General features: G+C 55.4%; 8 protein-coding genes and 3 rRNA genes. 1 reads left to right on the top strand and 10 read right to left on the bottom strand.

What is annotated here, in order from left to right; all coding sequences use genetic code 11:
• Positions 1–96: 96 nt before the first annotated feature.
• The 10 genes from CAURIC_RS02445 to CAURIC_RS02400 all read right to left on the bottom strand — a co-directional run bounded on the left by CAURIC_RS02445 (position 97) and on the right by CAURIC_RS02400 (position 15,597).
• Positions 97–1,098 (bottom strand): hypothetical protein, encoded by a 1,002-nt coding sequence (locus tag CAURIC_RS02445; RefSeq protein ID WP_235700654.1) that lies wholly within the window; start codon positions 1,096–1,098, stop codon positions 97–99.
• 213 nt (positions 1,099–1,311) lie between these two features.
• Entirely contained in the window at positions 1,312–3,930 is a 2,619-nt protein-coding gene (locus tag CAURIC_RS02440; RefSeq protein WP_035113217.1) for an ABC transporter permease, read from the bottom strand.
• 16 nt (positions 3,931–3,946) lie between these two features.
• Positions 3,947–4,690, bottom strand: a complete 744-nt coding sequence (locus CAURIC_RS02435) for an ABC transporter ATP-binding protein (protein WP_035113216.1) — start codon at positions 4,688–4,690, stop codon at positions 3,947–3,949.
• Positions 4,691–5,260: 570 nt separating this feature from the next.
• A 5S ribosomal RNA gene (rrf, locus tag CAURIC_RS02430) occupies positions 5,261–5,377 on the bottom strand.
• Positions 5,378–5,662: 285 nt separating this feature from the next.
• Positions 5,663–8,745: ribosomal RNA gene (locus CAURIC_RS02425) — 23S ribosomal RNA — on the bottom strand.
• Positions 8,746–9,159: 414 nt separating this feature from the next.
• Positions 9,160–10,680: ribosomal RNA gene (locus CAURIC_RS02420) — 16S ribosomal RNA — on the bottom strand.
• The 16S, 23S and 5S rRNA genes sit together here, the layout of an rRNA operon.
• 1,125 nt (positions 10,681–11,805) lie before the next feature.
• Positions 11,806–13,062: a UDP-N-acetylglucosamine 1-carboxyvinyltransferase gene (gene murA / locus CAURIC_RS02415; protein ID WP_290183213.1), complete on the bottom strand. Its 1,257-nt coding sequence runs from the start codon at positions 13,060–13,062 to the stop codon at positions 11,806–11,808.
• A 206-nt stretch (positions 13,063–13,268) separates the two neighbouring features.
• Positions 13,269–14,117: an acetate metabolism transcriptional regulator RamA gene (gene ramA, locus CAURIC_RS02410; protein ID WP_035113422.1), complete on the bottom strand. Its 849-nt coding sequence runs from the start codon at positions 14,115–14,117 to the stop codon at positions 13,269–13,271.
• 106 nt (positions 14,118–14,223) lie between these two features.
• On the bottom strand, positions 14,224–14,739 hold the full coding sequence (locus CAURIC_RS02405; RefSeq protein WP_035113214.1) for a DUF2505 family protein: 516 nt from the start codon (positions 14,737–14,739) through the stop codon (positions 14,224–14,226).
• A gap of 72 nt (positions 14,740–14,811) precedes the next feature.
• A complete protein-coding gene (locus CAURIC_RS02400; protein ID WP_052094755.1) occupies positions 14,812–15,597 on the bottom strand; it encodes an enoyl-CoA hydratase-related protein in 786 nt (261 codons plus the stop codon).
• Between the two features lie 202 nt (positions 15,598–15,799).
• On the opposite strand from CAURIC_RS02400, the gene cysK reads away from it, so the two are divergent.
• Positions 15,800–16,735, top strand: a complete 936-nt coding sequence (cysK, locus tag CAURIC_RS02395) for a cysteine synthase A (protein WP_035113212.1) — start codon at positions 15,800–15,802, stop codon at positions 16,733–16,735.
• The last annotated feature ends 61 nt before the right edge of the window (positions 16,736–16,796 follow it).

The raw sequence follows: 16,796 nt of genomic DNA, 5'->3' as shown, positions 1-16,796 counted from the left end.
CCCCTCGGTCAATAAGCCTCTCAGTTAGTTCGGCCCTCGATTAACGCAGCCTTCGATTAACCCCGCGATTGGTTCGGCCCTCGATTAACCCCTCGGTTAGTTCGGCCCTCGGAGCCACGTTGCGGCCTTTGCCACCCGCTCGCGCCACACCGCTGGCGCTGCAATCAGGTGTTCAGATTCGTTAAGGTCGTATTCCACTTCCGCATCCGTCGCATCGAAATATGCCCGCACATTGGCCTCACTATCGGCGCGGGAATCCTGGCTAGCTAGGGATACATATACCGACGCCCCACGCAGCAACCGGGCGAAGCCCTTACTGGGAACGCGGGGCGTCATGAAAAGGAAGCGATCAAAGCGCTCTGCGGCGGTAGCTGCGGCTAGGATACCGGAACCGAAGGGAACGAGAGCTGGGGCCTCCCCCGTGCAATCAAGCGCATCGGCGGAATCCAAGATGGTGTTTGCGGCTTCTTCCACGGCACGCTGGGCGGGTTCCCACGACCAGCCATTATTCCCAGGCAGGGGGAACGTAAGATCCACGATGGTTGTGCCTGATTGCTCCGCGATAGCCGCGAAAAGTGGCATCCACAGGAAGTCGTGGCTGGCGCCATCACCAAACCACCCCGGGCCGCCGTGCAAGCTGATTGCTAGCTGCCCCGTGGGGTTGCTGGGTTTAATCACTTGCGCTCGAATGCCTTCAGGCAAGGCGGGCAATTCTGGAGTAATGTGGGCCCACTCGCTCACCTGAGTCTCGGGTTTGAGCTGCGCAACATGTGGCATGCGATGGTCGAGACCAGCACCGAGAACGAGCAGACTAGCGTGCGTTAACAGGTCCGGGAACCTCGCCCAGAGCGACTCCGTCGTAGCGATCAGATCCGGCGGAACCGCATCACCCTGAGCTCGGTATTGGGCCCCCTCGTCTGCTATTAGCGAGTGGAAAAGCTCCGGGTAGTTATCCTCGAAGTAATCGGACAACTGCGAAACCTGCTCCGCTGGAGTGAGGGGTTGCACTCCTTGCTGGATATCCCCAGGCTTCGACGGCAAGTTGAGAATATCGGAGTTGGGGGTTTGCGTGGTCTCCATGCGCTGATCTGCACTCATGAGGACCATTGTAGTGCCCGGCTCTGCGCTACCCCGTCAAGCTAACCCCAACCCTCTTGTAACCTCGTCGTTCCTCAGCGACTGCCCGGTGCGGAGCTGGCCAAGCCCGTGCTGAACGGGTGGGGTTAAGCCGAACCGGAGGTAGAGGGGGGTTAAGCCGAACCGGAGGTAGAGGGGGGGTTAAGCCGAACCGGGACTAGTGGGGTTAAAACCTTACTCTGTAATGGCTTCCAGAGGCGCCGTGCGCGCCGCCTTGTGTGCTGGCCACAACGCAGCTATTGCTCCGACTACCGCAGAACCCACCATCATTGCTGCTACTTGTCCCCACGGAACTGCAATTTCATTCAGTCCTGTTCCTTGCAGCACCTTGATGAAGCACCACCCTAATCCGAGGCCAACAAGAACACCAACCAGTGCGCCATAGATTGCGATCTGGATGGCTTCTAGGGTAATCATCCGACGGACTTGCCCCCGGAAAGTACCGACGGCCCTGAGCATTCCGATCTCTTGGCGACGCTCGATGACATTTAGTGCCAAGGTATTGATGATTCCCAGAACTGCCACGATAATGGCCAGTGCCAACAGGGCGTACAAGGTATTCAGCATTCCATTCACCAATTGGGCACTTTGGCCCGCCATTTCTTGCGGTGTTAAAACCTGAAAGATGATGTGCTTCTTGAGCGAATCGCCCAAGTTGGTTTGAAGCTCCTCGACTGACGTACCATCGGCAGCATTCACCAGCACCATGATGATGGGGATCTTTCCTGCAAATGGAGATAGTACCGAGTCATTTTTCATGACCGAATCCACCACATTCTGACTAATCACTTCTTGACCCAGAATTTGGTTTGACTCGTAGGTACCCTTCAGCGTGACAGTGGCAATGGGCTTGCCCTTAATCTGATCCGGCACCTTCGAGTCCATGCCACCTCCCGGAACACTGGCAACGCCAAGTTTGATTTTGTCGCCAATCTCCCAACCATTCGCCGCAGCGTAGTCTTTGTCGGCGATCATTCCATCATCCCCCAGGTCCAACGTTCCGCTCGCGACCGTTGTCTTCACTCCATCCTGTACAGGACCGTCCAATGCAATCATCGACGCGCCCTTCTTCTTCGTATCGAGAGCCTCAAGCGGTGCTACACGCAAGGCGGTGGCACGTCCCACCCCTGAAGTTTTCTTCACGTCCTGGAGAGCGGGCTGCGTGACAGTGAATGCTCCCTGTGAATCACCTGCAACCACAAGGTCTGCGCTGATATTGCTTTCCAATACCCCACGAATTGAAGCTTTCATGGACGCTCCCAGCATTCCGAAAGAGGCAACAAGGGCAATTCCTAGTGCCAATGCGAATGCAGTCGCAGCTGTCCGTCGTGGATTTCGCTGCGAATTCGTGGATGCAAGGCGCCCTACAGCACCAAACGGCGCACCGATTACTCGGCCCAATCCCGGCACGATGACGCGCGACAGTGCGGGAGAAACTAGGAACGTCCCCAGGATGATGAGGAAGGCACCTAGACCGACAACGATGGCCCGGGGTTTCGTGTCCGCACCTGTCCAGGCAAACGCGGAGAATATCGCGGCGGCAGCACCACCAGCTAGGAGGACCGCACCCGCGATCGTTCGCACTGTCAGCGAACTTGCCGAAGACCGGTCTCCAGAGCGCATTGCCTCGACAGGGTGCACGCGGCCCGCTCGGCGGGCCGGTGCCCACGCGCTGGCGATAGTGACGACCAACCCAAGGAGCAGTGGAATCAGGATGGCTTGGGGCGTCAAAGTTAATCCTGACGAAGGCAACCCAAAGCCAAGACCGTCCATTATGGCGTAAATAGCTTTCACGATTCCCACTCCGGCGGCAACCCCCAAGAGCGAGCCGACGATCCCAACCAAGATGGCTTCTAGGATGACCGAGGTAGTTAGTTGGCCTTGGGACATGCCCAGCGAGCGCAACAGCGCAAACTCCCGCATGCGTTGGGCGACAATCATCGAGAACGTGTTAGCAATAATGAACGTTCCAACCAACAAGGCGACCAATCCGAAGGCGACGAGGAAGTAGTTAACGAACTGCAATCCCTCTCTAATCTGCTGTGACTGTCGGTCCGCGACCGTACTTCCCTCCTCTACCTTGGCATTGGGGAATTCTTTCGCCAGCGTTTGGCTTAGCTGGGCAGGGTCCGCACCGGGAGCACCTTTAACAAAATAGCCTTGCTTCAAGTAGCCGTTGGTGAAGTTGTCGATAAAAGCTTTCTCGTCCATGACCGCCCCAGCGAAACCCCCGAGCTCCATGTCAAGAGTGTACAAACCACTGACGGTCACATCTAACCGTTGGCCGTCGGGTGTAAAAACGGACATTTTATCGCCTGCGTGCACGTTGCTCTTTTCAGCCGCTGTCTGGTTGAGCATCACTTCCTTAGCACCCACAGGAGCTTCGCCCGATACTATGTTCAACGGTGGGCCTACAACGTCATCAGGTCCATAAAAGGCCATTACAACGGAAGGCGCTCCGCCTGTTTTGATGACTTGGTCGTCTTTGTCAGCAAGAAGAGCCGTTACTTGGTCTGAGACATTAACCTTCTCAACTCCGGGGTGGTTTTTCAGTTTGGATTGCAGATCGTCAGAGACCTTAAAAGGGTGCCCGGGTTTGGGTTGAACAGCCACGTCCACGTCACTAAAACTACTTCGAACAATGCCATCAAACGAACGTTGCAAGGCATCGGTGAACATAAAGGAACCAGCGATGAACCCAGTGCCGAGAACGACGGACAAAATAGTCAAGATAAACCGGATCTTGTTCGCCAAAACGCTGCGCACGGAAATGCGCCATAAACTCTTATTCATTTCAAGCGCCTTCTGATTACAACTCTTGAATCTTTGCCATGGTCGACAGAATTGACTCTGCCGATGGTTGATTCAGATCTTCGACGATTTGGCCGTCGGCAAGGAAAATTACCCGGTCCGCAAACGAAGCCGCCCGTGGGTCGTGGGTGACTATAACCACCGTTTGACCGTCGCTATCCACCGCCGTGCGGAGGATGTTGAGAACTTCTGTCGAGCTGTTGGAATCGAGGTTGCCCGTCGGTTCATCACCAAAAACAATGTGGGGCTTAGAAACCAATGCACGTGCACAAGCCACGCGCTGTTGCTGACCACCGGAAAGCTCTGACGGGCGGTGGCCTAGGCGCTCGGACAAACCCAGCCGCTTAGTAACCTCGTCAAACCATGATTCATCGACGGGGCGACCAGCAATATCACTAGGCAGTGTGATATTTTCTCTCGCCGTGAGAGTCGGTACAAGGTTGAAGGACTGAAATATGAATCCCAAGTGATCGCGCCGAAGAGCGGTAATCTCTTTATCTTTCATGGAAGAGATCTCAGTATCTCCAATGAAGCAATTCCCGCCGGTGATCGAGTCCAACCCCGCCAAGCAATGCATGAGAGTCGACTTTCCGGAACCGGATGGACCCATAATTGCGGTGAGCCTACCCATTTCAAATTCAACATTGACGCCGCGTAGTGCTTGGACTGCGGTTTCTCCCTGTCCATACTTCTTTTCCAATTTGATTGCGCGAGCTGCAACCGGGTGTGTACCGATCGACATTGCTGTCTCCCTCGATTATGTAGTGATTGAGCCATTCGGGGCGATCATTCGTCGCCCTTACAACAAAACCCTAGTTGGTGTAGTACCCGCAGAGCATCAGGGAAATCCCCGAAACCCACCCCGAAAAAAACACTGACCTGCCCAGCCCGCCATTTGCGGAAGACGAGGATTTCAATCGGCCAATGGGTCTAACGGCTGCCCAGCTGACATTCACCGACCCACTCAGTGGCGAGCTGAGAACATTCAGAGTGCCAGACAAACAGGGATAAACAAAGAGGGTTCAACAAGGAGGGGATGCGGCTGCAACAGCGATGGCGCCGGTTGAGCGATGGTGCACAAGCCCACCCACAGAAACGAACAGTTCGTTCCCATCACAACAACCACACACCCCACCCCACCAGCACAGACGGGCAAAAGAGTGTGGTGGTGTGGCACCGACAACGATCTACACCACCCACCCCACCACACATGGGCATAAAAAAAGTGTGTGATGGTGCGGGGCATGCCACCAACAACACCACGTTGCTGACAACACACCCCACACCATCACACACACAAAAACAGTATAAATGCCGGCGGCGACCTACTCTCCCACACCCTCCCGAGTGCAGTACCATCGGCGCGGATAGGCTTAGCTTCCGGGTTCGGAAAGGGACCGGGCGTGACCCCATCGCAAAAACCACCGACAAACCAACAACAGGAAACAAACAACACACCCAACCACCCACAAACAGGGTGCTGGTATGCCGTAGTGTCCCAGACACTGCATAACAGACGCGAGCCCACCCACAACAGGCAGCTACACACGATAGATCCTCTACAACACAAAAAACTAGTGCCACGCAATTTTTATGCGACTCACAACCACACCACACGGCATGGACTGTGCGTGTACCACACCAACCATCATCACCAACCACACACCAACACACCACCACATGGTATGCCACTGCTCTAGCCAGTCACGGGTTATCATGTTTAGTCTCGGTCAATTAGTACCGGTCACCTCCACGTATTACTACGCTTCCAGATCCGGCCTATCAACCCCATAGTCTCTAGGGAACCTCAAACGAAACCTCATCTTGAAACAGGCTTCCCGCTTAGATGCTTTCAGCGGTTATCCCTTCCATACGTAGCCAACCAGCCATGCCACGGGCGTGACAACTGGCGCACCAGAGGTATGTCCGTCCCGGTCCTCTCGTACTAGGGACAGCCTTTCTCAAGTTTCAACGCGCACGGCGGATAGAGACCGAACTGTCTCACGACGTTCTAAACCCAGCTCGCGTGCCGCTTTAATGGGCGAACAGCCCAACCCTTGGGACCTACTCCAGCCCCAGGATGCGACGAGCCGACATCGAGGTGCCAAACCATCCCGTCGATATGGACTCTTGGGGAAGATCAGCCTGTTATCCCCGGGGTACCTTTTATCCGTTGAGCGACACCGCTTCCACAAGCCGGTGCCGGATCACTAGTCCCTACTTTCGTACCTGCTCGACCTGTCAGTCTCACAGTCAAGCTCCCTTGTGCACTTACACTCAACACCTGATTGCCAACCAGGCTGAGGGAACCTTTGGGCGCCTCCGTTACTCTTTGGGAGGCAACCGCCCCAGTTAAACTACCCACCAGGCACTGTCCCTAACCCGGATCACGGGCCGAGGTTCAGATATCCAATACGATCAGAGTGGTATTTCAACAACGACTCCACAACCACTGGCGTGGCCGCTTCACAGTCTCCCACCTATCCTACACAAACCGAACCGAACACCAATACCAAGCTATAGTGAAGGTCCCGGGGTCTTTTCGTCCTGCCGCGCGTAACGAGCATCTTTACTCGTACTGCAATTTCGCCGGGCCTGTGGTTGAGACAGCAGGGAAGTCGTTACGCCATTCGTGCAGGTCGGAACTTACCCGACAAGGAATTTCGCTACCTTAGGATGGTTATAGTTACCACCGCCGTTTACTGGGGCTTAAATTCTCCGCTTCGACCCCCAAAGGGGGTCTAACAGGTCCTCTTAACCTTCCAGCACCGGGCAGGCGTCAGTCCGTATACATCGACTTCACCGTCTTCGCACGGACCTGTGTTTTTAGTAAACAGTCGCTTCCCTCTATTCTCTGCGACCACCACCAGCTCAAAACCAGTCTGTCACCAGCAGTGGTCCCCCTTCTCCCGAAGTTACGGGGGCAATTTGCCGAGTTCCTTAACCACAGTTCACCCGATCGCCTTAGTATTCTCTACCTGACCACCTGTGTCGGTTATGGGTACGGGCCATGTATGCACTCACTAGAGGCTTTTCTCGACAGCATAGGATCACCAACATCCCCACAACGGGTACGCATCACGCCTCACCCATACACGCCCCGGGATTTACCACTGGGCGCGGGCCACACGCTTACACCACAATCCAATAAGTGGCTTGGCTACCTTCCTGCGTCACCCCATCGCTTGGCTACTACCAGCTCAGGTCCCACGCAGCCCCACACACACAACACAAAGTGCTACACGCATGGATTTGGGTGGTTAGTATCACTGATTCACCATTGGGCGCACATACACGGGTACGGGAATATCAACCCGTTGTCCATCGACTACGCCTGTCGGCCTCGCCTTAGGTCCCGACTCACCCTGGGAAGATTAGCTTGACCCAGGAACCCTTAGTCATCCGGCGGATACGTTTCTCACGCATCATTCGCTACTCATGCCTGCATTCTCACTCGCATAGCCTCCAGCACTGGGTCACCCCGCACCTTCACCGGCCACACGACGCTCCCCTACCAACCCAACAACAGTTGAGTTCCGCGGCTTCGGCGGTGTACTTGAGCCCCACTACATTGTCGGCGCAGAACCACTCGACCAGTGAGCTATTACGCACTCTTTCAAGGATGGCTGCTTCTAAGCCAACCTCCTGGCTGTCTTCGCGATCCCACATCCTTTTCCACTTAGTACACTCTTCGGGGCCTTAGCCGGCGATCTGGGCTGTTTCCCTCTCGACTACGAAGCTTATCCCCCGCAGTCTCACTGCCGCGCTCTCACTTCACCGGCATTCGGAGTTTGGCTGATGTCGCTAAGATGATAGTCCCGCTAAACCAACCAGTAGCTCTACCTCCAGGAAGAAACACACGACGCTGCACCTAAATGCATTTCGGGGAGAACCAGCTATCACGGAGTTTGATTAGCCTTTCACCCCTACCCACAGCTCATCCCCTCAGTTTTCAACCTAAGTGGGTTCGCGCCTCCACAACCTCTTACAGCTGCTTCACACTGGCCATGGGTAGATCACCCCGCTTCGGGTCCAGGACATGCCACTCAACACCCTATTAGGATTCGCTTTCGCTACGACTACCCCACAACACGGGTTAACCTCGCGACATGCCGCTGACTCGCAGGCTCATTCTTCAAAAGGCACGCCATCACCCCACAAAAAGAGGCTCTGACGGATTGTAAGCACACGGTTTCAGGTACTATTTCACTCCCCTCCCGGGGTACTTTTCACCATTCCCTCACGGTACTAATCCGCTATCGGTCACAATACAAGTATTCAGGCTTACCGGGTGGTCCCGGCAGATTCACAGCAGATTCCACGAGCCCGCTGCTACTCGGGGACACTCATCAACACCAACCACACATGCTTTCACGTACCGGACTCTCACCGTCTACGGCAGGCCATTCCAAACCACTTCCGCTAACACACATGACTGATGCACGGCCATGGCAGCACCGCACAACAAGGCCCCACAACCCCACACACGCAACCCCTGCCAGGTATCACACGCATATGGTTTAGCCATTAATCCACGTTCGCTCGCCGCTACTAGCAGAATCATTATTATTTTCTTCTCCTACGGGTACTGAGATGTTTCACTTCCCCGCGTTCCCTCCACACCAGCTATTGAATTCACCAGCGGGCGACTACACATCACTGCAGCCAGGTTTCCCCATTCGGACACCCTCGGATCAACGCTCTATTGGCAACTCCCCGAGGCCTATCGCGGCCTTACACGTCCTTCATCGGCTTACTGTGCCAAGGCATCCACCGTGTGCCCTTAACAACAAACACAACACCACAAACAATGGCAGATAGATACACTTACAATCACAAAAAAATAAAGAAGATACTCGCGTCCACTATACAGTTCTCAAACACCACGAAAACACACACCACACGCACCACCACCAGGCAGCACACACAGCACACGCTTCCCACAACAAGGAACACACTCTCATGCATCACACACAACAATGCTGTCCCAGACACCCAACAGACATGACAAACCGAAACACACGCACCCACAAAAAGGCACGCACACCGCTGCTATCCCCAACACAACACAACAACACCAACACACATCAAACTCATCAACCACCACACAACCATGCGATGACCGTGATGCACACCCCACAACAACACGCAGGATGTATCCAACAATCATGTTCACCCGGAACACAAAAACACAAAATAAAAACTCCTTAGAAAGGAGGTGATCCAGCCGCACCTTCCGGTACGGCTACCTTGTTACGACTTCGTCCCAATCGCCGATCCCACCTTCGACAGCTCCCTAACAAGTTTAGGCCACTGGCTTCGGGTGTTACCAACTTTCATGACGTGACGGGCGGTGTGTACAAGGCCCGGGAACGTATTCACCGCAGCGTTGCTGATCTGCGATTACTAGCGACTCCGACTTCATGGAGTCGAGTTGCAGACTCCAATCCGAACTGAGACCGGCTTTAAGGGATTAGCTCCACCTCACGGTATCGCAACCCACTGTACCGACCATTGTAGCATGTGTGAAGCCCTGGACATAAGGGGCATGATGATTTGACGTCATCCCCACCTTCCTCCGAGTTAACCCCGGCAGTCTCTCGCGAGTCCCCACCATAACGTGCTGGCAACACAAGACAAGGGTTGCGCTCGTTGCGGGACTTAACCCAACATCTCACGACACGAGCTGACGACAACCATGCACCACCTGTATACGAGCCACAAGGGAAAACGTATCTCTACGCCGATCCCGTATATGTCAAGCCCAGGTAAGGTTCTTCGCGTTGCATCGAATTAATCCACATGCTCCGCCGCTTGTGCGGGCCCCCGTCAATTCCTTTGAGTTTTAGCCTTGCGGCCGTACTCCCCAGGCGGGGCGCTTAATGCGTTAGCTACGGCACGGAAGTCGTGAAAAACCCCCACACCTAGCGCCCACCGTTTACGGCATGGACTACCAGGGTATCTAATCCTGTTCGCTACCCATGCTTTCGCTCCTCAGCGTCAGTTACTGCCCAGAGACCTGCCTTCGCCATCGGTGTTCCTCCTGATATCTGCGCATTCCACCGCTACACCAGGAATTCCAGTCTCCCCTACAGCACTCAAGTTATGCCCGTATCGCCAGCAGACCCGGAGTTAAGCCCCGGGCTTTCACTAACGACGCGACAAACCACCTACGAGCTCTTTACGCCCAGTAATTCCGGACAACGCTTGCACCCTACGTATTACCGCGGCTGCTGGCACGTAGTTAGCCGGTGCTTCTTATCCAGGTACCGTCACCACACGTGGCTTCTTCCCTAGCGAAAGAGGTTTACAACCCGAAGGCCGTCATCCCTCACGCGGCGTCGCTGCATCAGGCTTCCGCCCATTGTGCAATATTCCCCACTGCTGCCTCCCGTAGGAGTCTGGGCCGTGTCTCAGTCCCAATGTGGCCGTACACCCTCTCAGGCCGGCTACCCGTCGTCGCCTTGGTAGGCCATTACCCCACCAACAAGCTGATAGGCCGCGGGCTCATCTCGTACCGACAAAACTTTCCACCAACCACACTAAAGGCCGGTCCTATCCGGTATTAGACCCAGTTTCCCAGGCTTATCCCGAAGTACGAGGCAGATCACCCACGTGTTACTCACCCGTTCGCCACTCGAGTACCCTGCAAGCAGGGCCTTTCCGTTCGACTTGCATGTGTTAAGCACGCCGCCAGCGTTCATCCTGAGCCAGGATCAAACTCTCCATAAAAGCCAGTCAACAGACTCAACAAAAAAGAGAGCCACAAACCATGGCCAAAAAAATAAGAACTACTGATCAAAAAATAAATCAAATGCATCAGCTCAAACAGTCACGGGGGTGACCTCACCGACACACAAAAACAATTGAAACAACAATCATCGACTCATCCATGACCACAAAAACAAAACACGTCCTACACCACACACACACGACACAACGTGCACACATGATGATTACAATTCAAACCAACCCCACCAACAATAGGCAGGCATCACCGTGCGAGTTACCACACGACCGGCATGACCATCAGACAAACACAAACACCACCACAAACAACACCACAACAGAAATGCGACCACATGCTGATAACACACACAACCACACACCATCACCACACACACAGTATGATCCACGCACCACACAAAGGGCACGCAGGCAGCATCATCCGGACAGTCTAACCATGCATCGTTTCGTCACCGTGTATCACGTCAAAAACAACAACAATCACTGTTTCGGTTCATCACGCTATTGAGTTCTCAAACAACATTCGCACACAACAACCACACCCCAACAAACTGAGGCGATCATGCTGCAACGGAATCACAGTGTAACCTAGACCCAAACAAAAAACAAAATCCGGGTGAACACCGCCCCACACTGCCGCAGGACCCAACGTGCTACTTACCTAACAACCAACACAACACACACCCCAGCCACACTCACCACCATCGGCAAGCAAAAAAGCCTTACAAACACGGGGCAGCCCGTCGCGCTGACTTGCATAAATCTACACACCCCACACACCAACCACAAATCCCCAGCTCACACCACCAAAACACCACAACACACAACACCAACCAACAACACACAACACCAAAGCGTCCACACCAACAAACCAACCCACCACCACACACCAACCAACACCAACCCCACACAACCCCAAGGCGTCCACACCAAGAAACCAACCCACCACCACACACCAACCAACACCAATTCCAGACAACCCCAAGACCTCCACATAAAATGACACCCCGCGCAACGGCGGGGTTAAGAGCTTCCGGGGCGAGAGGCCAACGAAGCGTTGTAACTGAGAATTAGGGTGTTAGCGAGTCGGAGTGTCTGACAAGTGAGGCGCTAGCGCTCCTTACGCTCGATGGTCGCACCCAAGCTGCGGAGCTGGTCCTCGAATCCTGGGTAGCCACGGTCGATGTGGTAGACATCGTGCACCTCGGTCACACCATCAGCAACCAGGCCAGCCAGAACCAATCCGGCACCCGCGCGAATATCGGAACTCCAGACTGGCGCGCTGGACAATTCTTTCACTCCCCTGATGACAACGTGGTGGCCGTCAATGCTGGCGTCTGCACCTAGGCGCATCATTTCGTCGACGAACCGGAAGCGAGATTCGAAAATGTTCTCCGTAATCACGCTCATGCCATCACTGACGGTGCACAGAGCAATCGCCATCGGCTGCAGGTCCGTGGGAAATCCTGGGAAAGGTAGTGTTTGGTAGTCGACGGCCACGGGTTTTTCATTTTGTACAACGCGGAAGCCCTGCGGGTAGGTCTCTACCTGCGCGCCGGCGAGCTTCAGCTTCTCCAGCACTAAGTGCAAGTGCTGCGGGTTAATACCGCCAACGGTGATGTCCCCCTGAGTCATCGCCGCCGCGTAAGCCCAGGTGCCCGCCACGATGCGGTCACCCACGACTTCAAAATTGGTTGGGCTGAGTTTTGCCACGCCTTCTACCGTGATCGTATTGCTGCCAGCACCGCTGATCTTGGCACCCATGGTGTTGAGCATGTTGCACAAGTCCACGATCTCAGGCTCACGTGCCGCGTTGTCCAACACAGTAGTACCTTCTGCCAAGACAGCAGCTGTCAAAATGTTCTCGGTTGCCCCCACTGACGGGAAGTCCAGTTTGATATCGGCGCCACGTAGTTGGTCAGCTTCCGCGACTACGCAACCGTGCTCAATGCGCGTCGTGGCGCCCAGTTTCTCCAGACCCGATTGGTGCATGTCCAGCGGACGCGACCCAATAGCATCGCCACCGGGAAGCGCTACGCGGGCGTTCAGGCACCGCGCGGTCAATGGGCCCAACACCGCCACCGACGCGCGGAACTGTCGGACCGCGTCAAAGTCAGCGTTATGCTCCACTTTCTCCGGAACCGTGATGGTGACCGTACCCTTGTCCAGTGCGACCTCGGCGCCCAAACCACGCAAAACCTCTGCCATGTATGGCACGTCAGCGATCTCTGGGCAGTTGGTCAGCGTGGTTGTTCCCTCAGCCAACAAAGCTGCGGACATCAACTTCAGCACGCTGTTTTTCGCGCCACTGACCTTCACCGCGCCCGCTAGGCGCGCTCCACCGGTAACTAGAAAGCTATCTTTCACGTATTCCACCCTAGATGCTTTTATGGCGCCCGTCAGAAGGACGGGCGCCACCTTCACTTCACGGCTTCACAGTGCGGCAATACGGTCCCGTCGAAGGCCGCAGCGAGTTGCCCTTTCCGGAGCACCCTGCCCTTCTTTCACTGCAGTGCTCCGATTGGACCTGGAGTCAATGCCACCATGGCGAGGCCGCTTTCCCCTTATTCGAATCAGGGCAAAGCACCAATTCTACGGGCGGCATTAACCGCCTCGTAACGGGTGTGCGCGCCGAGTTTACGCATGACGGATCGCAGGTAGCTCTTGACGGTCTCGGCACCGATACCCATTTCGGCCGCCGCTTCCACATTGGTGTGCCCCAAAGCCACGCACGCCAACACATCGAGCTCACGGGCGGACAACTTCGTGGTTTGCTTCACGCGTACTGGCGAAACCATCTGGTCGCACAGGACTTCCAAGTCACGACGCAGCGATTCATTCTCCACACGGTTAGCCAACATGCGCAGTTTGGAGTGGGTAGCGCGAACCTGCTCCCATTCCGCACCACTCATCGTGCGGACTTGCTTCACTCCGCTGCCCGCCATGGCTCCCGTTTTCATGTTCTTTGTGGCGTCCAAGACCGCCAGGTCCTGCTCCAGGCAACGAGCAGTCATCGTGACTTCCTCGAGCACCTTATCGCCCAGGCGGGCACGCGAATGAACACCGCCATACAACACACCGCGCATCTCACGACTAACGATGACTGGAACGGCAACAATAGAAAACAGTCCTTCATCCCGAACTGGACGATCCATCTCGTGCGTAATCGCCTTCGCGCGCAGGTAGTCGGAAACGCCAACGGGTCGCCGTGTGGCCGCTACACGCCCTCCAATGCCCACACCCGCGGGGATCTCAAGGTTATGCAGAGCTGGGGTCCGAAGGCCTAGCCACTTGCCAATTCGGATCTTCCCGTCGGGCTGAATGTCGCCATACATGGTCACAGGAATGCCCGTAGCATTCTTCAGAGAGCTCAAGGCAGACAGAATGGCTTCATCTTCGTCGCGGGGACGCTGCTGGTCCACGTAAATACTCCCTCAACCAAGTTTCGAGTGTCAGGAGGTGAGTATAGAACACACCCTGACTACCCCCAAAATTGCCCCCGAACTTTACGAGAACGCTGCAAGGCACTTAAGAGAAACGGCGGATGCGTTCCAAGGAAGAGTCGACGGTTTTTTCAGTGTTCTCCATGATGCTGTTTTCGATTTTCTTCCCCACGAACGGCATCTTGCAATTCACCGTGACTACGGCCTCAACCTCTGTCGTCGCAGCTGGCCTGCCTGGCCCTGAGCCCCCTTCAGCGAAGCGGTAGCGCGTTGTGACTTCTCCGATGTTCCCTGGCAGTGGTAGGGCGGATTCCAAAGCAAACGCTCGACCCACCCCTTCTGCTTTCAGGGGCGAAATTTTCGTGTCCTGATGCGTGCGCATCTCCGGTACACCGGCTTCTTCCTGCGCAGGACGGACCAAGTCCACACCCGCGCGGACCGTCCCATCCGTTTCTACCTCACGTACCCCCTCGTCCAGCCAGGAGTCCCCAGCCTCCACCATGTTCTCCTTGGTCAGGAGGAATGCCTCGGAGGTTACGATTTCCCTTACTTGGTCAATCGGCAGATTCAGGGTGCGGCTTACTCGCTTTGTCTGTGCCATGCGCCCTATTGTGCCAGCCCTTTTGTCTCGACGCCCCGCGCTACCCCGCCTCCGACGTTAACACCCAGTCCCCTAGTGGTGCTTCCATTCGGGCTTGCGCTTTTCCACGAAAGCGTTCATGCCTTCCTTCTGGTCTTCCGTACTGAACAGCCCCCAGAACACTTGGCGCTCAGATTCCAAACCGCCTTTGAGCGTGGATTCGTAGGCCTCGTCCACCATCTGCGTGGCGGCCGCAGTTGCAACGCTACTCATGGAAGCAACCTTGGCGGCAATCTTTTGGACCTCCTCGTCGAAGCCCTCAGCTGGAAGGACACGGGAAACCAGTCCACTGCGCTCGGCTTCTTCGGCGCCCATCATGCGGCCGGTCAAGATGAGGTCCATTGCCTTGTATTTGCCAACTGCGCGAGTGAGGCGCTGCGTTCCGCCCATACCGGGGATAACCCCCAATGTGATCTCGGGCTGACCGAACTTGGCGGTCTCACTAGCCAGCAGGATGTCGCCGATCATGGCCACTTCACAACCACCGCCCAATGCGAAGCCGGACACTGCGGTGATAATCGGGGTCTTCACAGCGGCGAGTTTCTCCCATTCCGCGAACAGACGCTTGTCCCGGATTTCAGGGAATGTTTCATCCTTCATTTCCTTGATGTCCGCACCGGCAGCAAACGCTTTTTCCCCGCCGGTGATGACAATGGCACCGATGCTGTCGTCCGAGTCAAATTGTTCCGCAGCGACGGTGACATCAGCCAAAACCTGGCTATTCAAAGCATTGAGTGCCTTCGGGCGGTTGATGGTGATCGTTGCTACACGTTCGTTGGTCGTGGTCAGAATTGTTTCGAAATTCGTCATGTGCCCCATTGTGGCAGAAAAAGATTAGCGCCAAAGGGACTTTTCACCCATGGAAGCTGGTGGCGTCGAGTAAATAACAGGTGTAAAGTGGCGCAAGTAGACAAAATAGACAGATTGGTCTGCAATCGAGTTGCGGTAATAATGCAAAACAAGCTGAACATAATAGATGCGCAGCTCGACGAAGGACCACCCAAAGAAAGCGAGGCCCCACATGGCTAAGATTTACGAAAACCTCACTGACCTCATTGGTAACACCCCTTTGGTTAAGCTGAACAAGCTAACCGAGGGCTTGGGCGCCACGGTTGCAGTGAAGCTGGAATCCGCTAACCCGGGCAACTCCGTCAAGGACCGCATCGGTAAGGCAATCATCGACGCAGCGGAACAAGACGGTAGCTTGAAACCGGGCGGCACGATCGTCGAGGCGACCTCCGGAAACACCGGCATCGCCTTGGCTATGGTTGGCGCAGCGCGCGGTTACAAGGTCATCCTGACGATGCCAGAGACCATGTCCAATGAGCGTCGCGTGATGCTGCGCGCCCTTGGCGCAGAACTAGTTCTCACCCCTGGCCCAGGCGGCATGCAGGGCGCAGTGGACAAGGCCAACGAAATCGTTGAGTCCACCGATAATGCAATCCTGGCGCGCCAGTTCTCCAACCCAGCTAACCCAGAAGTGCACTACCGCACCACCGGTAAGGAGATTTGGGAAGATACCGATGGCGACGTTGATATCTTCGTTGCCGGCGTAGGTACCGGGGGAACCGTTTCCGGCGCCGGCAAGTACCTCAAGGAGCAGTCCGACAAGGTAGAGATCGTAGGTGTGGAGCCCGCCGATTCCCCACTTCTAACCGAAGGGCACTTTGGTCCTCACAAGATCCAGGGCCTAGGTACCAACTTCTTCCCCGAGAACCTGAACAAGGACATCCTGGATCGCGTTCACGACGCTCCTTTGGATGAGGCCGTCCGCGTGGCTCGCGAGCTAGCCGTGAAGGAAGGTATCTTGGCCGGTATTTCTACAGGCGCAAATGTGTGGGCCGCCCTTGAAGAGGCCAAAAAACCAAAGAATGAGGGCAAGCTGATCGTAGTGGTAGTGTGCGACTTCGGCGAGCGCTACGTTTCCACACTGCTGTTTGACGACCTCCGCGATTAAACGCGACTGGTTTATCGACCAACCGCCTTAAATCCCAGGGTATTTGAACCCCAAGCAGCTT

Origin of the sequence: Corynebacterium auriscanis (assembly GCF_030408435.1) — a bacterium.
Classification (GTDB): domain Bacteria; phylum Actinomycetota; class Actinomycetes; order Mycobacteriales; family Mycobacteriaceae; genus Corynebacterium; species Corynebacterium auriscanis.
Note: the sequence above shows the minus strand (reverse complement) of the source record. Positions and strands in the feature narration are given on the sequence as shown.